This is a genomic window from Tistrella mobilis (genome assembly GCF_039634785.1).
GTDB lineage: Bacteria > Pseudomonadota > Alphaproteobacteria > Tistrellales > Tistrellaceae > Tistrella > Tistrella mobilis.
Genome location: NZ_JBBIAB010000018.1, coordinates 57,952 through 77,778 on the forward strand (window position 1 = coordinate 57,952; position 19,827 = coordinate 77,778).

The 19,827-nt window shown below is 68.6% G+C and carries 17 protein-coding genes; 7 read left to right on the forward strand and 10 right to left on the reverse strand.

What is annotated here, in order from left to right:
* The first annotated feature begins 100 nt into the window (after window positions 1-100).
* From WI697_RS21120 to WI697_RS21140, 5 genes are all read left to right on the forward strand, one after another.
* Window positions 101-799, forward strand: coding sequence for a DJ-1/PfpI family protein (locus tag WI697_RS21120; RefSeq protein ID WP_345959842.1), 699 nt, complete (start codon window positions 101-103; stop codon window positions 797-799).
* Between the two features lie 111 nt (window positions 800-910).
* Complete coding sequence (locus tag WI697_RS21125; RefSeq protein ID WP_345959843.1) at window positions 911-2,095, forward strand: multidrug effflux MFS transporter; 1,185 nt, start codon at window positions 911-913, stop codon at window positions 2,093-2,095.
* 50 nt (window positions 2,096-2,145) lie between these two features.
* Entirely contained in the window at window positions 2,146-2,694 is a 549-nt protein-coding gene (locus WI697_RS21130) for a sigma-70 family RNA polymerase sigma factor (protein WP_062763688.1), read from the forward strand.
* 73 nt (window positions 2,695-2,767) lie between these two features.
* Entirely contained in the window at window positions 2,768-3,715 is a 948-nt protein-coding gene (locus WI697_RS21135) for a FecR family protein (RefSeq protein ID WP_345959844.1), read from the forward strand.
* 115 nt (window positions 3,716-3,830) lie between these two features.
* Window positions 3,831-6,074 (forward strand): TonB-dependent receptor, encoded by a 2,244-nt coding sequence (locus WI697_RS21140; protein ID WP_345959845.1) that lies wholly within the window; start codon window positions 3,831-3,833, stop codon window positions 6,072-6,074.
* Between the two features lie 64 nt (window positions 6,075-6,138).
* Here the strand turns inward: WI697_RS21140 and WI697_RS21145 are convergent, their stop codons facing one another.
* Window positions 6,139-6,627 (reverse strand): YbjN domain-containing protein, encoded by a 489-nt coding sequence (locus tag WI697_RS21145; RefSeq protein ID WP_231889382.1) that lies wholly within the window; start codon window positions 6,625-6,627, stop codon window positions 6,139-6,141.
* Between the two features lie 120 nt (window positions 6,628-6,747).
* On the opposite strand from WI697_RS21145, the gene WI697_RS21150 reads away from it, so the two are divergent.
* Complete coding sequence (locus tag WI697_RS21150) at window positions 6,748-7,794, forward strand: acyltransferase family protein (RefSeq protein WP_345959846.1); 1,047 nt, start codon at window positions 6,748-6,750, stop codon at window positions 7,792-7,794.
* On the opposite strand, the gene mgtE is transcribed toward WI697_RS21150, so the two are convergent.
* Complete coding sequence (mgtE, locus tag WI697_RS21155) at window positions 7,776-9,185, reverse strand: magnesium transporter (protein WP_014746106.1); 1,410 nt, start codon at window positions 9,183-9,185, stop codon at window positions 7,776-7,778. The two genes, WI697_RS21150 and mgtE, sit on opposite strands and share 19 nt — an antisense overlap.
* A gap of 85 nt (window positions 9,186-9,270) precedes the next feature.
* On the reverse strand, window positions 9,271-11,580 hold the full coding sequence (locus tag WI697_RS21160; protein WP_345959847.1) for an NADP-dependent malic enzyme: 2,310 nt from the start codon (window positions 11,578-11,580) through the stop codon (window positions 9,271-9,273).
* Between the two features lie 276 nt (window positions 11,581-11,856).
* Between WI697_RS21160 and lipB the strand changes: the two genes are divergently transcribed.
* On the forward strand, window positions 11,857-12,552 hold the full coding sequence (gene lipB / locus WI697_RS21165) for a lipoyl(octanoyl) transferase LipB (protein ID WP_062763694.1): 696 nt from the start codon (window positions 11,857-11,859) through the stop codon (window positions 12,550-12,552).
* Here the strand turns inward: lipB and WI697_RS21170 are convergent, their stop codons facing one another.
* From WI697_RS21170 to WI697_RS21200, 7 genes are all read right to left on the reverse strand, one after another.
* Entirely contained in the window at window positions 12,553-13,101 is a 549-nt protein-coding gene (locus WI697_RS21170) for a biotin transporter BioY (RefSeq protein ID WP_296714366.1), read from the reverse strand.
* A 127-nt stretch (window positions 13,102-13,228) separates the two neighbouring features.
* Window positions 13,229-13,705, reverse strand: coding sequence for a DUF2937 family protein (locus WI697_RS21175; RefSeq protein ID WP_014746110.1), 477 nt, complete (start codon window positions 13,703-13,705; stop codon window positions 13,229-13,231).
* Between the two features lie 56 nt (window positions 13,706-13,761).
* A complete protein-coding gene (locus WI697_RS21180) occupies window positions 13,762-14,028 on the reverse strand; it encodes an acylphosphatase (RefSeq protein ID WP_062767774.1) in 267 nt (88 codons plus the stop codon).
* 165 nt (window positions 14,029-14,193) lie between these two features.
* The gene (locus tag WI697_RS21185) at window positions 14,194-15,633 is read right to left on the reverse strand and encodes an FAD-binding oxidoreductase (RefSeq protein ID WP_062767770.1); all 1,440 of its coding nucleotides are present in this window, start codon (window positions 15,631-15,633) and stop codon (window positions 14,194-14,196) included.
* 230 nt (window positions 15,634-15,863) lie between these two features.
* Window positions 15,864-17,846, reverse strand: coding sequence for an acetyl-CoA carboxylase biotin carboxylase subunit (locus WI697_RS21190; RefSeq protein ID WP_062767768.1), 1,983 nt, complete (start codon window positions 17,844-17,846; stop codon window positions 15,864-15,866).
* 22 nt (window positions 17,847-17,868) lie between these two features.
* Window positions 17,869-18,135, reverse strand: coding sequence for a hypothetical protein (locus WI697_RS21195; protein WP_345959848.1), 267 nt, complete (start codon window positions 18,133-18,135; stop codon window positions 17,869-17,871).
* Window positions 18,136-18,175: 40 nt separating this feature from the next.
* Window positions 18,176-19,708, reverse strand: a complete 1,533-nt coding sequence (locus WI697_RS21200; protein ID WP_014746115.1) for an acyl-CoA carboxylase subunit beta — start codon at window positions 19,706-19,708, stop codon at window positions 18,176-18,178.
* Window positions 19,709-19,827: the final 119 nt, after the last annotated feature.

Genomic DNA, 19,827 nt, shown 5'->3' on the forward strand with positions numbered 1-19,827 from the left:
TACACCATGTCCATGCCGAAAAGGAGGAGTTGATGACCTTTCGGCCAGGGCGCCGCCGCGGCAGCATGGCGGCACCCGTCCCTGAAGGAGTGCCCCGTCCATGACCGACACCGCCATCCGCCGCCGCGCCGGGCTGCTGATCTTCCCCGGCCTTACCGCCCTCGACATGATCGGCCCGTGGGAGGTGTTTCTGCGCCTGCCCGGCTGGGCGCCGGTCGCCATCGGGCTCGACGATCAGCCGATCGCGGCCGATGGCCGGCTGATGATCACGCCGCAGGCCACCATCGCCGACTGCCCGCCGCTCGACCTGCTGATCGTGCCCGGCGGCGGCGGCGTCGATGCCCTGCTCGACCGCCCGGATGTGCTGGATTTCGTCCGCAGCCGCGCCGGGGCGGCGGAATTCGGCGTGGCCTCGGTCTGCACCGGCGCGCTGGTGCTGGGGGCGGCCGGGCTGCTGCGCGGCAGGCGTGCCGCCACCCACTGGGCCTCGCGCCCGCTGCTGGCGGCGCTGGGTGCCGAACCCTCGGCCGATCGGGTGGTGATCGACGGGCCGGTCGCCACCGGCGGCGGCGTCACCGCCGGCATCGACATCGCCCTCGCCCTCGCCGCCCGGATCGCCGGCCCCGACATCGCCGCCGCCGCCGAGCTTGCCATCGAATACGCGCCGGAACCGCCGATGGGCGCCGGCCGGCCGGAACTGGCCCCGCCCGCCGTGCTGGCCATGGTCGAGACCGCTTTCGCCGACCGGATCGCCGCCCGGCGCCGGCTGGTGGAGGCTGCGGCCGCCCGCCTCTCCTGAACCCACGTCTCACCTGAACATCGGCCGGCGGCTTGTCGGCCGGGGATGGCTGCGGCTATCGTCGGGGGCCCCGGCGGGATCGCCCCGCCGGACCTCATCGCCGGAGCCCCGATGCCGCCCTCCCCCGACCGCGCCGCCAGCTGGGCCTTCTGGATCGTGATCGGCGCCGTGATCGTCGGCCAGGGCGCCGGGACGATCCATCTGCCGTCGCTGGCGGCCCTCGCCGCCGATCTGGGCACCGATACCGCCACCGCCCAGCTGACCCTCGCCATCTGCCTGATCGGCAATGGCGCCGGCCAGCTGCTCTACGGCCCGATCGCCGACCGCGCAGGCCGGCGGCCGGCGCTGCTCATCGGCCTGGGCCTGCTGACGCTCGGCTCGGTCGGCGCCACCTTCGCCGCCGATGCCGGCCAGCTGCTCGTCTGCCGCTTCATCCAGGGCCTGGGGGCCGCCGCCGGGCCGGTGGTCGGCCGCGGCGTGCTGCGCGATGCCGTGCCGCCCGATCGCCTGGTGGTGGCGATGTCGTCGCTGGGCCTGGCGCTGGCACTCGCCCCCGGCAGCGCCCCGGTGATCGGCGGGGTGATCGAACGCCTGGGCGGCTGGCGGTGGAGTTTCGGCCTGATCGCCCTTGCCGCCGTCGCCGCCTGGATCACCTGCCGGCTGCATCTGCCGGAAACCCTGTCGGCCGCCGACCGCAGCCGCGCCCGCCATACCGGCGTGATTTCGGGCTATGGGGTCTTCCTGCGCATGCCGGCCTTCTGGGGCTATGGGCTGGTGCTGACCTTCACCTTCGGCGGGCTGTTCATCTTCGTGGGCCTCGCCCCGGTTCTGCTGATCGGCACGCTCGGCATCCGTGCCGATCATTACGGCTTCTGGTCGCTGCTGCCCTCTCTGGGCTTCCTGGCCGGCACCCAGGTGGTGCGCCGGGCGGGGCTGCGGCTGGGCGGCCGCCGGATGATCCGGATCGGCACGCTGGTGCTGGTCGCGGCCGGCATCGCCATGGCCGCGGCCGCGCTGCTGCTGCCGCTTTCCGCCATCGCCCTTATGGCCCCCATGGCGCTGTTCGGCGCCGGGCTCGGCATCCAGGTGCCCAATGTCATGACCCGGGCGGTGCAGCTGGAACCGATGCTGGCCGGCACCGCATCCTCTCTGCTCGGCCTGTTTCAGCTGGGCGGATCGGCGGTGATCGCGGCCACCGCCGCCCTGCTGCCCCATGACGATGCCGCCGGCCTCGGCCTCGCCCTCGCCGCCTGCGCCCTTGCCGCCCTCGCCTGTCTGAAGCTGATCCCGCGCTGAGACATGGCATTGAGAATCAGTCGCAATATGGCTGCAAGTCGTGCTATGGGATGCCGATCGTCCTTCTTGCCACAGGCTTCGGCTTGGATCAGAACCCCGACCGGCTCGACACCTTTCTGGCCCATCGCGGCGCGCTGGTCAGCTATGCCACGCGCATCGTCGGCGAGCGCGCCGATGCCGAGGATGTCGTCCAGGATGCCTATCTGCGCTTCGAGGCGGCCGAGCCCGAGCGGCGGCTCGACGAGCCCCGCGCCTATCTGTTCCGGATCGTCCGCAATCTGGCGCTGGATCTGCGCCGGCGCATCGGCCGCGACCATCTGCGTCGCGCGGCGGATGCGGGCGCAGCGCTGGCCGGGCTCGCCACCGACGACCCCTCTCCCGAGACCGAGGCCGAGGCGCGATCGGATCTCCGGCGCCTGTCCGCCGCGATGGCCGAATTGCCGGCCCGCACCCGCCAGGCGCTGGAACTGCATCGCCTGCAGGGGCTGACCATCCGCGAGATCGCCGCGCGGCTCGGCATCTCCACCGGCCTTGCCCATGCCCTGGTGACCGACGGGCTGGAGCACTGCCGGCAGCGCTTGCGGGAGCGGGATCGATGACCTTTCATCTGAACAGAACCGGCGCGCCGGACGTCTTCTGCTCAGGGAGCCGCAGATGAACGGGAAGGCGCCGATGCGCGGAGAAGAAACACCGGTCCGGGCCTCGGACTGGCTGGTGCGCCTGCTCGACGCACCCGGCGATGCCGGGTTACGGCGGCGCTTCGATGCCTGGCTTGCCGCCGATCCGGATCATCGGCGCGACTGGGAAGAGATGGCGCAGACCTATGCGCTGCTGGGGCAGGTTCTGCCGGCGCCGGCCGCCGCTGCCCCGCAGCGCACCGCCCGGGCCCATCGCCGTCTTCCGCGACGGCGGATGCGGATGGCGGGGGCCGGGCTGGCCCTGGCGGCCGGTATCGCGCTTGCCATCCTGCCGGTCCGGTTGCCGGCCTGGCTGGCCGACCAGTCCACCGGCCATGGCCAGACCCGTCAGATCGCGCTGGCCGATGGCAGCCGCATGGATCTGGCACCGCAAAGCGCCGCCGATGTCGTGATCGATGCCACCGGCCGCCGGATCCGTCTGATCGACGGCCGGGCCTATTTCGAGGTGGTCGCCGATCCCGCCCGCCCCTTCGTCGTCACGGCGGGCCCGGCGACGGTCACCGTCCGCGGCACCGGCTTCGAAGTGGCCGATACGGCAGAGGGCGTGGTGGTGGCGGTCCGTCACGGCCGGGTGGAGGTGGCGGGCGGTTCCGAACCCCGGCTTCTGGGCCCCGGCGACCGGCTGACCCTGGGCGCGGATGGGGATCTTGTCCAGGACCGGTTGCGCCCCGACGAGGTCGCCGCCTGGACCGAAGGTCAGCTGATCGTGCGCGACCGGCCCGTCGCCCGGGTGGTCGATGCGCTGCGCCCCTATGCGTCGGAGATGATCCTGCTGACCGACGACAGCCTTGCCCGTCAGCCGCTCACCGGCATCTACGACCTCCGCCGGCCGCGCGCGGCACTCGACGCCATCGCGGCCGCACAGGGCGCCCGCGTCATCGAGATCACGCCCTGGATCCTGCTGCTCTCGAAAAAAATCTGAACACCCGCCCCGGCACCGTCGTCAACGGATCGATATCTGCAACTGCGTCGCACATGCAAAACACCATGGGGCACATGGTGCGCGACGCTGAAGAACGCATCCGAAGGGTCGGGCTATGACGATGGTGAAGAACATGTCGGCCGGGCGGGCCGTCGCGGCGGCGCTGATGCTGGGAACGGCGCTCGCGACCGGTACCGCCTGGACGGCCGCGGCACGGGCGCAGACGGCGGCCGAGGCAGCCCGGCACGATTTCGACATTCCGGCCCAGAAACTGGCAGATGCCCTGCCGGCTTTCGGGCGCCAGGCCGGCATCCAGGTTTCGGCCCATGGCGATCTCGTCCGCGAGGCCATGACCGGCGGCGTCTCCGGCCGCCTGACCGTGGCGGCAGCGCTCGATCGTCTGCTCGCCGGCACGGGGCTCAGCCATCGGCTGGATGCCGGCGGGGTGGTGATATCCGAGGCCGCCGCCGGCAACACCACCCTCGACCCGCTGATGGTCCAGGCTGCGCGCAGCGCCGATGCCTTTGCCAATGCCGCCGACCGCGCCGGATCGCTGACCGTCACCCGCGAGGATCTGGAACGGCGCAACCCCGCCACCCTCAAGGACGTCTTCGCGGGCGAGGCCACGGTCTCCGTCGGCGGCGGCCAGCCGGTCGCGCAGAAGATCTATGTCCAGGGCATCGAAGAGACCAATCTGGCGGTCACCATCGACGGCGCCCGCCAGAACAACAAGGTCTTCCACCACAACGCCACCACGCTGATCGACCCGGCCCTGCTCAAGGCCGTGCGGGTGGATCCGGGCGTCGCACCCGCCGATGCCGGGCCGGGTGCGCTGGGTGGTGCCATCGTCTATGAAACCGCCGATGCCGCCGACCTGCTCGACCCGGGCGAGATGGCCGGCGGCTATGTCTCGACCAGCTGGGACAGCAACGGCAACACCTTCACCAAGGGCGGCTCGGTCTATGGCCGCACCGCCGACGGCTTCGAAGGGCTCGCCTTCTTCAAACAGGCCGATGGCGACGACTACGAAGCCGGCAATGGCCGCGAGGTCTCGGGCACCGGTGCCGGGCTGCAGAGCATCCTGCTGAAGGGCGCCTGGGAAAGCACCGACGGCCACCGCTTCGAACTCTCGGGCGAGCAGGTGCAGGATGATTCGGTCCGCCCCTTCCGCGCCAATATCGGCCGGCTGACCAACCGTCCCGCCGACAACCGGCTCTACGATCTCCGCCGCCGCAATCTGGTCGCGACCTATGAAGACACGACCCGCGAGGGGATGTGGAACCCGCGCGTGGTGCTGGGCTGGAACGAAACCGATCTGGGCGTCCCCAGCCCCGACGACACGGTCGTCTACAGCCATGGCGAGACGACCAGCCTGTCGGGCCGGATCGAAAACCGGATGTTCTTCACCCCCGATGACAGCGTCACCACCGGTGTCGATTTCTACGACGACGAGGCCGCGTACAAAGACCGCAGCAGCGACATGTCAGAGACGGCGACCAATCTCGGCCTCTATGCCCAGGCCCGCCTGCAGCCGGTCGACCGGCTGCGCCTCTCCTTCGGCCTGCGCGGCGACCAGCAGTGGTTCGAAGGCGTCAACGGCACCGAAATCGACCATGCCGGCCTCAGCGGCAATGCCTCGGTGGCCTGGGACGTGCGGGATGATCTGACGCTGAAGGCCGGGTATTCGAACGTCTTCGGTGGCATCGCTCTGGCCGAGAATTTCGTCATGAATTCGGGGTGGGACTATTCCGGCGGCATCAAGCCGGTCCGGTCCGACAACGTGACCCTTGGCGCCGAATACCGGCTCGACGGCTTCACCTTCGGTGCCGGCGTGTTCCGCAGCCGGTTCGAAGATGCCCGCAACGAAAGCTGGCGTGACGGCCCGGCCGGTAATCTCGACGTCGAAACCGAGGGCTATGTCCTCTCGGCCGCCTATGGCTGGGGGCCCGGTTTCGCACGCATCTCTTACACCGACACCCGGTTGACCATCGAAGGCAAGCCGGGCGATTCCGACATCGGCCTCTATCTGGGCAGCCCGGTCGGACGGTTGATCGCAGCCGAAATCGCCCATCGCTTCGAGACCACCGGCCTCCTGGTCGGCGCCACCGTCGAAGCCGGCTTCGAGAACGACGACCTGGTTTCAGAAGGTTACGAGACGCTCGAAGCCTATCAGTCGCTGAACCTCTATGCGGAATACACCCCGGATGTCGTGCCCGGGCTCACCCTGCGGGGTGAGGTCAACAACGTCTTCGACCAGGCCTATGCCGACCGCACGACCTATGGCCAGGAATTCTCCAATGTCGATCCGATCTACGAACCGGGCCGGTCGGTCCTGATCAAGGCCACCATGGCCTTCTGAGCCAGCGCTCGCCTGCGGAACCGAAAACGCCGGCCCGTCTCGGGGCCGGCGTCTTTTTTTCACCTCAATTCGCCTCGATCACCTGGTCGCGGAAATCGAGCATGACGGTCTTCCACCAGTCCAGCGTGTCGTCGAAATTGCGCCGGCTGACGCCGCTCTTCAGGTTCACGTCGAACTCGATCACCGGGTCGCCCTCGTCGTCGATATAGGCCCGGCTGAAACGCTTGGTGCGGTTCCACTCGGCGACATGGGCCTCGGTCACATTGGTGTCCGTCCAGCCGGCATAGAAGCCCAGCGTGTCGCAATTGCGGTTGTTCGTGCAGTCGTTGAAGAAGATCGCATAGCCGACACCGTCGATGCGGCCGCGGATCAGCGGATCGCCGTTGTCGGATTTTTCAAGATTGGCAGAACCGTAGCCGCGGGCCAGATTCAGGATCTGGTCGGGGTCGGAACCGTCGATCATCTGTTGCGCGGCCACCGCCTGCGGCGCCAGCATCATCATGCCCAGTGCGGCGGCGACCACCACCCCGCGGATCGACGTCATGCCAGTCATGCCTGAACCTGCCTTCCGGTTTCGATGTCACGAAACCGGAGCCTAAGGGATGGCGTCGGCAGCGGCAAGCTGGCACAAGATCAGGGCCGACCTTCGACATCTGCCGATGAAAAGCCCCGCATGCCGACCGCACTTCTTCGGATCGACGCTCTCCAGATCCTCCGCTTCATCGCTGCGGGGCTGATCGTTCTCCACCACACGATCAGCATCCTTCACAGCCGGAACATCGACGGCATCCCGCGGATCCCCGGACTGATCGCGGGCGTCGACATATTCTTTGTGCTGTCGGGCTTCATCATGGTGCATGCCTTCAGCCCGAATGGCCGTCGATCCGTCTTCATGCTGAAACGCATCTTCCGCATCGTACCGCTCTACTGGCTGCTCACCACTCTCCTCTGGGTGATGGCCGCCGCAGCGCCGCAGCGCTTCAATACCGTTGATGCCGATCCCGCAGCCTGGCTGATGGCACTCTCATTCCTGCCACAGACGCTGTCAGGGAGGATCGTGGAGCCCGTGCTTCATGTCGGCTGGACCCTCAATTACGAAATGGCCTTCTACGCCCTCTTCGCCGCCTGCTTCGCGGGGACGGCCAGCCGCACAGCCGGTCGCTGTGCCGGCGTTCTCGTCGGGCTGGTCATTGCCGGGCAGATCTTCGATCCGGCCGATCCGGTCATCGCCTTCTATACCAGCCCGCTGCTGCTCGAATTCGCTGCCGGCATGGGGGCGGCCCTTCTCTGTCGGCACAGGGCGGAGCATCTGCGCCCAGCCGCGCCCTGGCTGCTGGCGGCAGGTATCCTGTTGCTGGTCTTGCAGGGGGTCTGGCCGGTGGGCGGCCATCGGGCCCTGATCTACGGCGTGCCCGGCCTCGGCATCGTCCTCGGCACCGCGCTGCTCCACGTTCCCCACGGGTGGTGCTCCCGCGCGGCCATCCGCCTCGGCGACGCCTCTTATGCCCTTTATCTCGTTCATCCACTGGTGCTGGCAACGGTCGCGAAGCTGCTTGTCGATACCGGCCATCTCCGTCAGGCCCTGCCGCTCGCCCTGATCATGATGACGCTCTCGGTCCTGGCGGCTTTCCCCTGCCGCCATCTCGTCGAGCGTCCTGCGCAGGCCTGGTTGCAACGTCGCCTGAACCACAGAGACAGGGTTCAGAGCAGAACCAGCTGAGCCAGCCCCAGAAAGGCGAAGAAGCCGACCACATCGGTGACCGCGGTCAGGAACACGCCGGCCGAGACCGCCGGGTCGACCTTCAGCCGGTCCAGCGCCAGCGGGATCAGCATGCCGGCCAGGCCCGCCGTTACCAGGTTGGCGAGCAGGGCGCAGAACAGCACCCCGCCGATGAAGGGGTCGAAGATCACCGCCGCCACGGCGCCGACCGCGATGCCGAAGACCAGGCCGTTGATCGTGCCCACCCCCACCTCGCGGGTCAGGATGCGCATGGCGTTGGACGGCGTCAGTTCCTTCAGCGCCAGCGCCCTGACCGCCACGGTCAGGGTCTGGGTGCCGGCATTGCCGCCCATCGAGGCCACGATCGGCATCAGCACCGCCAGGGCGACGATCTGTTCGATCGTGGCCTCGAACAGCGAGATCACCGAGCTGACCATCAGCGCCGTGCCGAGATTGACCCCGAGCCAGGCGATGCGCTGGCGCACCACCGAGACCAGGCCGGCATTCACGTCGACCTCGGATCCGACACCGGCCATCAGGGCCATGTCCTCTTCGGCCTCTTCCTGAATGACGTCGACCACGTCGTCGAAGGTGATCACGCCGATCAGCCGGCCCTGATCGTCCACGACCGGGGCGGAGGCCAGCGAATAGTGCCGGAACAGCCGGGCCACCTCTTCCTGGTCGGTGGCGGCGGCGATGGCATCGACGTCGCGGTCCATGATGTCGCGCAGCAGCACCTTGCGCGGATGGCGCAGCATGCGGGCCAGCGGCACCGACCCGATCGGCTTGTGCCGCGGGTCGACCACGAAGATTTCGTAGAATTCCTCGGGCAGGTCCGGGGTTTCGCGCAGGAAGTCGATCGCGCGCCCCACCGTCCAGAAGGCCGGCATCGCGATCAGATCGCGCTGCATCAGGCGGCCGGCGGAATATTCCGGATAGGCGAGGCTTTCTTCCAGCGCCCGCCTTGTGGCGGGGGGCACCGCCGCCAGCAGTGCCGCCTGGATGTCGTCGTCCAGATCCTCGATCAGATAGATCGCATCGTCGCTGTCCAGTTCCGACAGCGCTTCGGCCAGCGCCCGGGGGCCCAACTGGGCAATGACCTGATCGCGGACATTGCCACCCAGATGCGGCAGGATTTCAGGGTCGAAGCCGTCGCGCTGCAGCTCCACCAGCGCGCGGCGTTCCTCTCCCGACAGCCGTTCCAGCAGATCGGCGATGTCGGCGGCATGCAGTTCGGCGACCAGCATGCGCGCCGTGGGCGCGTCCCCCTCGTCCAGGGCATCGGCCACCCGCCGGACCAGTTCGTCCGAGACACCGTAAAGCGCCTCGGCCTCGCCCGCCGCGGTGGCCGTCTCACCGTCGCGTCCCTGGATGTCGTCGTCGTCGCGCAAGCTGTCGGATCTCCGGGGATCGGGAAGGGGGTCGGGGAATGCCGGCCGGCATCCCGTCCCCGGAAAGCCGGCCGCTCAGATCATGTCAGGCAGGTTCCGCCGGGATCGGGCACCAGGGCGTGTCGCGCGACTTTTCGATCGCGTCCACGACCACCAGGGCCGACAGGTTGACGATACCGCGCACCGACACCGCGGGGGTCAGAATATGAGCCGGATGGTTGAGCCCGATCAGCACCGGCCCGACCGAGGTGCCGCTGGTCAGCGCCTTGGCGAGATTAAAGGCGATGTTGCCGGAATCAAGGTCCGGCGTGATCAGCAGATTGGCCGAGCCCTGAAGCAGCGAGCCCGGGAAGACCCGATGGCGCACCTCTTCCGAGATCGCGGCATCGGCCTGCATCTCGCCCTCGACCTCCAGTTCCGGCGCCTGCTCGCGGACCATCGCGAAGGCATCGCGCATCATCTGCGCCGACGGCGTCTCGCCGGTGCCGTAGCTCGACGACGACAGCAGGGCGATCTTGGGCGTGATGCCGAAGCGGCGGACCTCTTCGGCGCACATGATCGTCATCTCGGCGATCTGTTCGGGGCTGCGCTTGTGCTCCACCTGGGTATCGGCCACGAAGATGGTCTTGGTGGGCAGGATCAGCGCCTGCATGGCGCAGGGCTCGCTCACCCCCCGGCGCACCCCGAAGATCTCCTTCAGGTGGCGCAGATTCTTCACGAACCGGCTGACCGGGCCGCAGATCAGGGCGTCGGCCTCGCCGATATGGACCATCAGCGCACCGATCACCGTCGCCCGGGTGCGCACCACGGTGCGGGCGCTTTCGGGCGTGACGCCGCGGCGGCACATCAGCCGGTGATATTCCGACCAATAGGTGTTGTAGCGCGGATCATCCTCGGGGTCGCAGAGCTCGATATCCTTGTCGAGCTTCAGGCGCAGGCCCAGCCGCTCGATGCGCCGCTGCACCACCGCGCGGCGGCCGATCAGGATCGGCTGGGCGAAGCCTTCGTCGACCACGATCTGGGCGGCGCGCAGCACGCGCTCATCCTCGCCATCGGCATAGACCACGCGCTTGGGCTGCGCCTTCGCGCGCTCGAACACGGTCCGCATGACCAGGCCCGAGCGGAAGAAATAGGACGACAGCACCTGGCGATAGGCGTCGAAATCCTCGATCGGCCGGGTGGCGACGCCGCTTTCCATCGCGGCCCGGGCCACCGCCGACGACACCTCGACCACCAGCCGGGGATCGAACGGCTTGGGGATCAGGTATTCCGGGCCGAAGCGCAGTTCCTGGCCGCCATAGGCCTGCGCCACTTCCGACGAAGGCTCGGCCATGGCCAGATCGGCGATCGCCTGGGCGGCCGCCTTCTTCATCTCGATGTTGATCGTGGTCGCGCCCACATCCAGCGCGCCGCGGAACACGAAGGGGAAGCAGAGGACGTTGTTGACCTGGTTGGGGAAGTCCGACCGGCCGGTGGCGATGATCGCATCGGGGCGCACCCGGCGCGCCTCGTCGGGCAGGATCTCGGGCGTCGGGTTGGCCAGCGCCATGATGATCGGCTGCGGCGCCATGGTCTTGACCATCTCGGCCGTCAGCACCCGCGGGGCCGACAGGCCCAGGAAGATGTCGGCGCCGGAAATCACCTCGGCCAGCGTCCGCGCGTCGGTCTCGACCGCATAGGTCTCCTTGCGCGGATCCATCTGCTCGTTGCGGCCCTTCCAGACCACGCCGACGATGTCGGTGACGGTGATGTTGGCGCGCGGCAGGCCCAGCTCGACCAGCAGGTCCAGGCAGGCCAGCGCCGCGGCACCGGCGCCCGAGGCCACCAGCTTCACCTGATCCAGCGGCTTGCCCACCACGCGCAGCGCGTTCAGCATCGCGGCCGCGACCACGATCGCGGTGCCGTGCTGGTCGTCGTGGAAGACCGGGATCTTCATCCGGTCCTTCAGCCGTTCCTCGATCTCGAAGCATTCCGGCGCCTTGATGTCCTCAAGGTTGATCGCGCCGAAAGACGGCTCAAGGCTGGCGATGATCTCGACCAGCTTGTCGGGGTCGCGCTCGTCGATCTCGATGTCCACCGCGTCGATGCCGGCGAACTTCTTGAACAGGACCGCCTTGCCTTCCATCACCGGCTTGGCCGCCAGCGGGCCGATCGCGCCCAGGCCCAGAACGGCGGTGCCGTTGGTCACCACCGCGACCATGTTGCCGCGGGTGGTATAGAGCGAGGCGTTGAGCGGGTCCTCAACGATCGCCTCGCAGGCATAGGCCACGCCCGGAGAATAGGCGAGCGCGAGGTCGCGCTGGTTGGCGAGCGGCTTGGTCGGCTCGATGCTGAACTTGCCCGGTTTCGGCAGGCGGTGATATTCGAGCGCGCCGTCGCGCAGTTCCTTCGACATTCGCGGTCGTCTCCCCCGGTATCTTACGCCGCAGGCCCGGGCTGCGGCCTCTTCATCCGCGCCCTTTTCCCGCGTGCGGGCACAGTATAGCCGCCACGCCCCGAAAGGCCACCGGCACCCGGCCGCAGCCGCCGGAGGTCCGGTTTGCAACCATCGCATGGGCGGGGCCTCGCCGCACCATCGTGCGGGATGTCGCCCGATATGGCGCAACCGGCCCCGGCGCACTAGATTGGGGCCAGCTGTCGCTGACGAAGATGAAGACGAGGGACGAGACGGATGGCGGGAACGCTGCAGGGGGACGGGATCAGACCGGTCGAATGGGTCATCGCCCCCGGCCTGACCGATTACGAGGCCGCCGTCGCCGAGATGGAGGCGCGCGCCGCCCGGATCCGCGAGGGCACGGCGGGAGAACGGGTGTGGCTGGTCGAGCATCCGCCGATCCTGACCGCCGGCACCAGCGCGCAGCAGGATCGCGACCTGCTGGTGCCGCCGCGTTTCCCGATCTACCGGACCGGCCGCGGCGGCCAGATCACCTATCACGGCCCCGGCCAGCGCGTGGCCTATGTCATGCTCGACCTCAAGGCCCGCGGCGCCGATATCCGGGCCTATGTCCACGGGCTGGAAAACTGGGTGATCCGGGCGCTCGACCGCTTCAACGTCAAGGGCCTCACCCGCGACGACCGTGTGGGGGTCTGGGTGGAGCGCGGCGACGGGTTCGACGACAAGATCGCCGCCATCGGCGTGCGCGTGCGCCGCTGGGTCAGCTTCCACGGCATTTCGCTGAATGTGGAGCCGGATCTCGGCCATTATGCCGGCATCGTGCCCTGCGGCGTGCAGGGCCACGGCATCACCTCGCTGGTGGCGCTGGGCCGGCCGGTGGGCATGGTAGAGGCCGACATGGCGCTGCGCGAAGCCTTCGAGGAGGTTTTCGGTCCCACCACCGACGAGGTCACCGCGGAGCGCGGCAGCTGATCATCGCCTGAAGGATATCGCGGTCGACCGGCCGCGGTCGCGGAGGGTGACGGCGATCGCGGCCGCCGTCACCGCCTTGATCAGGTCGCCGGGCAGGAAGGCCATGCTGCCGGTCAGCACCTGCCAGGGCGACAGCGTGGTCACCATCGCAGCCCAGGGCACGCCGATCAGATAGACCACGCCGATGCCGCCGGTGATCGTCGCCAGGATGAAGCGCAGCCAGCCGGGGCGCCCCGCTTCCGCCAGCAGCCCGGTGACGAAGGCCGCCGGGATCCAGCCGATCAGAAAACCGCCGGTCGGCCCGGTCAGAATGCCCATGCCGCCGCGGCCGCCGGCCAGCAGCGGTGCGCCGGCCATCACCAGCGCCACGAACACCATCTGGGCCAGCGCTGCCCGCCACGAGCCCAGCACCAGGCCCGAGAGCATCACGCCCAGGGTCTGGGCGGTGATCGGCACGTCGATCAGCGGCACGTCCAGCGGCGGGAACAGGCCCAGCACGGCGGTCAGCGCCGTAAAGAACAGAATGCGGAACACGTCGCGGGCGTGCATCGGGTCGATCCTCCTGCCGCCGGTCTCCCCTCTTCAGGACGGGAACGCCGAAGGCGCAGACTCCCTTATCGGTTATGTTTCAGTCTGCGTCAATCGCCCATGACGCGGGCCCCTGCGACAGGCCATCTCACCCGGCGCGGCGCCGGAAGGGCCAGGCGATCAGCCCGGTGATCGCATCATAGACCAGCCACGCCACCACCATGCCCAGCAGGCCATAGGTCAGGCTGGCCGGCTCCACCGGCAGGGTCGGCACGTAATCGGCCCAGGTCGCCCGGGCGATCTCGGGATCGACCCGCCGCAGCAGCTCCAGCGGCCTGAGGAAGGGGTCGGCCGCGGCCACGGCATCGCGCGCGACGGCAAGCTCGTCCACCCGCGCCGCGGCGGCCGCCTCCAGCGCCGCCCGGGCCGGCTGTGCCACCTGGTCATAGGGGGCCACGCCGATGCGGATCTGATCCAGCAGCCGGCGCGCCTCGTCCAGATGGCCGCCCAGGCGTTGCAGATAGGCCAGCGCGAAGCCCTGTGCCTGTGCCGCGCCAAGCCCCAGAACCAGGGCGCAGATGCTGCCGGCCAGGCGGTCTATGCGGCCCAGAAGCCAGCGTCCCATGAATGGCGGTGTCCCATTTTTCAGACGGTTGGCCCCGTTCAGACGGTTGGCCCTGGTCAGACGGTCGGCTTACGGCGAAAGCCGGGCGCCTCGGGTGCCTCGGCCGGGCTGCTCCGCACGGCCTCGACCCGTGCGGCGGGCGGCCCGTCCTGGGCGCGGCGGATCACGGTCTGCACCGCGGCGCGCGGCCCGGAAATCAGCGCCTCCACCGATCCGTCCCGGCGGTTGCGCACCCAGCCGTCCAGCCCGTAGCGGCGGGCCTGGCCCTCGAACCACCAGCGATAGCCCACCCCCTGCACCCGGCCGGTGATGGCCAGCGCCATGGTCACCCGGTCGCCCGCCGCCGGGCCGGCGACAGGTGCCGGCGCATCCCGGGCCGCGGGGGCGGACCTGTCCTCGTCAGGGGATCGATCGTCGGTCATGGCGCGTCCGTATGTGCCGTGGGCCGGCCTTAAGCCTAGCCCAGCCGCCGGCTGCACGGAAGCGGTTCAGGGCAGCAGCCGGCCCGGATTCAGGATGCCGTGCGGGTCCAGCACCGCCTTCAGCATCTGCATGGTCCGGATCTCGGCGGCAGAGCGATTGCGGTCCAGATAGGCCCGCTTCACCTGGCCGATGCCGTGTTCGGCGGAAATCGAGCCGCGATACTGGCCGACCAGGTCGAACACCGCCTCGTCGATCGGCGCCTGCAGGGCGCGGTAGCCCTCGGCCGACATGCCCTGCGGCGCCATCACGTTGACATGGACATTGCCGTCGGCGACATGGCCGAAATAGATCGGCCGCAGCCCGCGGGCAACCCGGGCCAGCGCCAGATCGCAATCGGCGATGAAATGGCCGATATCGCCCACCGCAAAGGTCAGGTCGTATTTGTGCACCGGCGCGGTGCGGCCCACCGCCTCGGGCACGCCTTCGCGCAGCAGCCAGAGCGCTTCGGCCTGGGCCTCGCTCTGGGCGATGATCGCATCGGCCACATGCTCGTCCTCGATCAGCCGGCCGATCACCGTCTCCAGCCGCTCGCGCTCGGCAGCGGCGGCGGCATCGTCGCTGCCCACCTCGATCAGCACCGCATAGGTATGGGTGTCGGCAAAGGGGCTGCGGGCCCCGTCGAGCGCCGTGGCGACCAGCGTCACCGCATCGGCGCCGATCAGCTCCACGGAATTCAGCCGGCCCGGAAAGGTGCTGCGCACCGCCCCCAGCACCCGGGTCACGTCCTCGAAACGGTCGACCGCGACCATGGCGACGGCACGCCCGGCTTCGGCCGGGTGCAGCTTCAGGCTGGCGGCGGTCACCACGCCCAGCGTGCCCTCGGCGCCGATGAAAATCTGCTTCAGGTCATAGCCGGTGTTGTTCTTGCGCAGCGTCGTCAGCCCGTCGAGCACCGTGCCGTCTGCCAGCACCACCTCCAGCCCCAGAACCTGGTCGCGGATATGGCCGTAGCGCAGCACTTTCAGCCCGCCGGCATTGGTCGAGATGTTGCCGCCGATCCGGCAGGATCCCTTGGATCCCAGATCCAGCGCCAGCATCAGCCCCGCCTCGCGCGCCGCCGCCTGGGCGGTCTCCAGCACCACGCCTGCATCCATGGTGATGCTGGCACCCACGGTGTCGACCTCGCGGATGCGGGTCATCCGCTCGACGCTCAGCACGAAGGCGCCGGCGGCATCGGGCACCGAGCCGCCGACCAGGCCGGTATTGCCCGCCTGGGGCACCACCGCCAGGCGATGGGTGTTCAGATAGGACAGCAGCCGCGAGACGGCGGCCGTGTCGCGCGGGCGCAGCACCGCGAAGGCCCGCCCCTGGAACTTGCCCATCCAGTCGCGCTCATAGGCCGCCATCTGCGCCGGATCCGTGATCAGACCGGCCGTATCGACCAGGCTGCCGAGCTGTTCGACATGGCGTTCCAGATCGGCGACGGACGGCGGACGACGGGTCATGCGGCACTCCGGTCGGACGGGATGGGATCGGATCTGTCGGGGATCTCTCAGGGCGAGAGTGGGACTGATTCTGTCGCCGGTTCGCGATCACGACAACGGCCATGGGCGGCGGGGCAGCCATGCACGGGCTGCGGTCCGCCCGGCCCCGGGCAGGTGGACCGCAAAAAGAAACCCCGCCGGACACGGGGGCCCGGCGGGGTTTCCTGACAGATGGCCGGAGCGGCCGGCGATCACTCGAATTCGATGATCACCTGATCGGCGGCGACGCTGGAACCGGCGCCGGCCTTGATCTCCTTCACCGTGCAATTGCGCTCGGCGCGCAGCACGTTTTCCATCTTCATGGCCTCGATCACCGCCAGCTCCTCGCCGGCCTGGACCTCCTGGCCCACCTCGACCGCCACCGACAGCACCAGGCCCGGCATCGGCGAGAGCAGGAACCGGCTCATGTCCGGGGCCTGCTTCACCGGCATCATCGCGGCATAGGCGGCACCCTGGCGGGTATAGACCCGCGCCACCAGCACCGAGCCGCCATGGGTCAGCTTCCAGCCCGCGGCCACGCGCTCGATCTGCACCACCCGGGTGCGGTCGTCGACGGTGGCCGACAGCAGCCGGTCGCCCAGCTTCCAGCTGCAGTCCAGCGTCACCGGCTTGCCGCCCATGTCGAGCACCAGCGCCGGCGCATGCTGCACCACCTTCACCTCGACCTGCTCGTCATCCAGCATGACCACCAGCTCGTCGGGGACATGGTGGACATAGCCGCGCATCTGGCCGGTGATCCGGCCCTGGCGCGCCCGGTCGGCCAGATCGGCCATCACGGCGATCGCCGCCAGCGCGCGGCGGGCCTCGGCGTCCAGCGGCGCGCCGTGGAAGCCGTCGGGGTATTCCTCGGCGATGAAGCCGGTCGACAGCCGGCCTTCCAGGAAGCGCGGATGCTTCATCAGCGCGGTCAGGAAGGGGATGTTGTGGGTGATGCCGCGGATGTAATAGGCGTCGAGCGCATCGCTCATCCGCTCCGCCGCCTGGGCGCGGGTCTCGCCGTAAGTGACCAGCTTGGCGACCATCGGGTCGTAGAACATGCTGATCTCGGCGCCTTCATAGACGCCGCTGTCCACGCGCACGCCCGGGCCCTTGGGCTCGACATAGCGCGCCAGACGGCCGATCGACGGCAGGAAGCCGCGATACGGGTCCTCGGCATAGACGCGGGCTTCCATCGCCCAGCCGGTCAGGGTCACATCCGCCTGCGAGAACGGCAGATGCTCGCCCGCCGCCACCCGGATCATCAGCTCGACCAGGTCGTAGCCGGTGATCAGCTCGGTCACCGGATGCTCGACCTGCAGGCGGGTGTTCATCTCAAGGAAGTAGAAGCTGCGATCGGGGCCGACGATGAACTCGACCGTGCCGGCCGAACGATAGTTCACCGCGCGCGCCAGCGCGACCGCCTGCTCGCCCATCGCCTTGCGGGTCGCCTCGTCCAGGAAGGGGCTCGGGGCCTCTTCGATCACCTTCTGGTGACGGCGCTGGATGGAGCATTCGCGCTCGCCCAGATAGCAGATGTTGCCATGGGCGTCGGCGATGATCTGGATCTCGATATGGCGCGGCTGCTCGATGAACTTCTCGATGAAGACGCGGTCGTCGCCGAAGCTCGACTTCGCTTCCGAGGTCGCCGAGCGGAAGCCTTCGCGGGCCTCCTTCGCGTCATGGGCCAGGCGCATGCCCTTGCCGCCGCCGCCGGCCGAGGCCTTGATCATGACCGGATAGCCGATCTCGTCGGCGATCTTCACCGCCTCGTCGGCGTCCTTGATCTCGCCCACATAGCCGGGGACGGTCGAGACACCGGCCTTCTTGGCCAGCTTCTTCGACTCGATCTTGTCGCCCATCGCATAGATGGCCTCGACATTCGGGCCGATGAAGGCGATGCCGGCGGCATCCAGCGCCTTGGCGAAGCTCTGGTTCTCGGACAGGAAGCCATAGCCCGGATGCACCGCCTGGGCGCCGGTGGCCTTGCAGGCCTCGACGATGCGGTCGGCGATCAGATAGCTCTGATTGCTGGGGCTCGGGCCGATATGCACGGCCTCGTCGGCCATGCGGACATGCAGCGCGTCGGCATCGGCATCCGAATACACCGCCACCGTCTTGATGCCCATACGGCGGGCAGTCCGGATCACCCGGCAGGCGATCTCGCCGCGATTGGCGATGAGGATCTTCTCGAACATGGGAGCGCGTCTCGACTGGAAATCAGGAAGAGGATGACGGCGGTTGCGGCGGTTCGGCCCCGCCTCCCGTCCGCCTCCGGCCCCACGACAGCACGCCGTAGGCCCAGAGGCCGTGGAGGACCACCGCACCTGCCCAGATCGCGAGTGCGAAGCCGATCCGACCTTCGGGGTCGTCGATCTTCAGCAGCTGCGTCAGCAGGGCGATCAGGCCGTTCGCCGCCGCGAAGCCGAAGCCGTGGAGATAGAAGCCGGTCAGGCGCCGCGCGCGTCGTGCATGCGCCGCCTTCACCAGATCCGTCTCCTGCTCCGGCCCGCTCACGGCTGCCCGGTCACAGCGGAATGTTGCCGTGCTTCTTCCACGGCTTCTCGCGACGCTTGTTCCGCAGCATGTCCAGCGCACCGCAGATGCGGGCGCGGGTGTTGTGCGGACGGATCACGTCGTCGATGAACCCGCGGGAGGCCGCGACGAAGGGATTGGCGAAGCGGCCGCGATATTCCTCGGTCCGCGCCGCGATCTTCTCGGCGTCGCCGATATCCTGGCGGAAGATGATCTCCACCGCGCCCTTGGGGCCCATGACCGCGATCTCGGCCGAGGGCCAGGCATAGTTCACGTCGCCGCGCAGATGCTTGGAGCTCATCACGTCATAGGCGCCGCCATAGGCCTTGCGCGTGATGACGGTGACTTTCGGCACCGTCGCCTCGGCATAGGCATAAAGCAGCTTGGCGCCGTGCTTGATGATGCCGCCGAATTCCTGGCTGGTGCCCGGCAGGAAGCCCGGCACGTCCACGAAGGTGACGATCGGGATGTTGAAGCAGTCGCAGAACCGCACGAAGCGGGCGGCCTTGCGCGAGCTGTCGATGTCCAGGCAGCCGGCCAGCACCATCGGCTGGTTGGCGACGATGCCGACGGTCTGGCCGTCCATGCGCGCGAAGCCGACCAGGATGTTCTTCGCGAACTCGGGCTGGATCTCGAAGAAGTCGCCCTCGTCGACGACCTTCTCGATCAGCTCCTTCATGTCGTAGGGCTTGTTCGGGTTCGGCGGAACCAGGGTGTCGAGCGACGGCTCCTGACGCGCGACCGGGTCCTGCGTCTCGCGCAGCGGCGCCGGCTCGCGGTTCGACAGCGGCAGGAAGTCGAAGAAGCGGCGCAGCTGCAGCAGCGCGTCGACATCGTTCTCGAAGGCGACGTCGGCAACCGAAGACTTCGTGGTATGCGTCACCGCACCACCCAGTTCCTCGGCCGTCACCACCTCGTGGGTCACGGTCTTCACGACGTCCGGACCCGTCACGAACATGTAGGACGTGTCCTTCACCATGAAGATGAAGTCGGTCATGGCGGGAGAATACACCGCACCGCCGGCGCAGGGGCCCATGATCATCGAGATCTGCGGCACCACGCCCGAGGCTTCGACATTGCGCAGGAACACGTCGGCATAGCCTGCGAGCGAGGCGACGCCTTCCTGGATGCGGGCACCGCCCGAATCGTTGAGCCCGATGACCGGGGCGCCGACCTGGACCGCCTGGTCCATGATCTTGCAGATCTTCTCTGCATGCGCTTCCGACAGCGCGCCGCCGAACACGGTGAAGTCCTGGCTGAACACGAAGACCAGGCGGCCGTTGATCGTGCCGCGGCCGGTGACGACGCCGTCGCCCGGGATCTTGGTGTTCTCCATCCCGAATTCGGTGCAGCGGTGTTCGACGAACATGTCGTATTCTTCGAACGACCCCGCATCGAGCAGCAGTTCGATGCGCTCGCGGGCAGTCAGCTTGCCCTTGGCATGCTGGGCGTCGATACGGCGCTCGCCGCCGCCCATCCGGGCAGCCTGACGACGCTTCTCAAGCTCTTCGAGTATCGCCTGCATCTCCGGTCTTCTTCATCCTCGAATGGTAGGGCGCCGTCCGCGGACGGCCCCCCCGGACCGGATGCGGCACGCAAAGCGCCTTACACGGCGTTTCCTTGTTCGCCTGTGCTGATAGCATG

Excerpts from the sequence above, each read along its gene's own strand:
- WI697_RS21150 (WP_345959846.1), top strand. The coding sequence starts at position 6,748 with ATGCCGACCGCACTTCTTCGGATCGACGCTCTCCAGATCCTCCGCTTC.
- WI697_RS21175 (WP_014746110.1), bottom strand. The coding sequence starts at position 13,705 with ATGGGACGCTGGCTTCTGGGCCGCATAGACCGCCTGGCCGGCAGCATC.
- WI697_RS21135 (WP_345959844.1), top strand. The coding sequence starts at position 2,768 with ATGCGCGGAGAAGAAACACCGGTCCGGGCCTCGGACTGGCTGGTGCGC.
- WI697_RS21145 (WP_231889382.1), bottom strand. The coding sequence starts at position 6,627 with ATGACTGGCATGACGTCGATCCGCGGGGTGGTGGTCGCCGCCGCACTG.
- lipB (WP_062763694.1), top strand. The coding sequence starts at position 11,857 with ATGGCGGGAACGCTGCAGGGGGACGGGATCAGACCGGTCGAATGGGTC.
- WI697_RS21180 (WP_062767774.1), bottom strand. The coding sequence starts at position 14,028 with ATGGCGCTGGCCATCACCGGCCGGGTGCAGGGGGTGGGCTATCGCTGG.
- WI697_RS21140 (WP_345959845.1), top strand. The coding sequence starts at position 3,831 with ATGACGATGGTGAAGAACATGTCGGCCGGGCGGGCCGTCGCGGCGGCG.
- WI697_RS21125 (WP_345959843.1), top strand. The coding sequence starts at position 911 with ATGCCGCCCTCCCCCGACCGCGCCGCCAGCTGGGCCTTCTGGATCGTG.
- WI697_RS21190 (WP_062767768.1), bottom strand. The coding sequence starts at position 17,846 with ATGTTCGAGAAGATCCTCATCGCCAATCGCGGCGAGATCGCCTGCCGG.
- WI697_RS21120 (WP_345959842.1), top strand. The coding sequence starts at position 101 with ATGACCGACACCGCCATCCGCCGCCGCGCCGGGCTGCTGATCTTCCCC.
- WI697_RS21170 (WP_296714366.1), bottom strand. The coding sequence starts at position 13,101 with ATGCACGCCCGCGACGTGTTCCGCATTCTGTTCTTTACGGCGCTGACC.
- WI697_RS21185 (WP_062767770.1), bottom strand. The coding sequence starts at position 15,633 with ATGACCCGTCGTCCGCCGTCCGTCGCCGATCTGGAACGCCATGTCGAA.
- WI697_RS21160 (WP_345959847.1), bottom strand. The coding sequence starts at position 11,580 with ATGTCGAAGGAACTGCGCGACGGCGCGCTCGAATATCACCGCCTGCCG.
- WI697_RS21200 (WP_014746115.1), bottom strand. The coding sequence starts at position 19,708 with ATGCAGGCGATACTCGAAGAGCTTGAGAAGCGTCGTCAGGCTGCCCGG.
- WI697_RS21130 (WP_062763688.1), top strand. The coding sequence starts at position 2,146 with ATGCCGATCGTCCTTCTTGCCACAGGCTTCGGCTTGGATCAGAACCCC.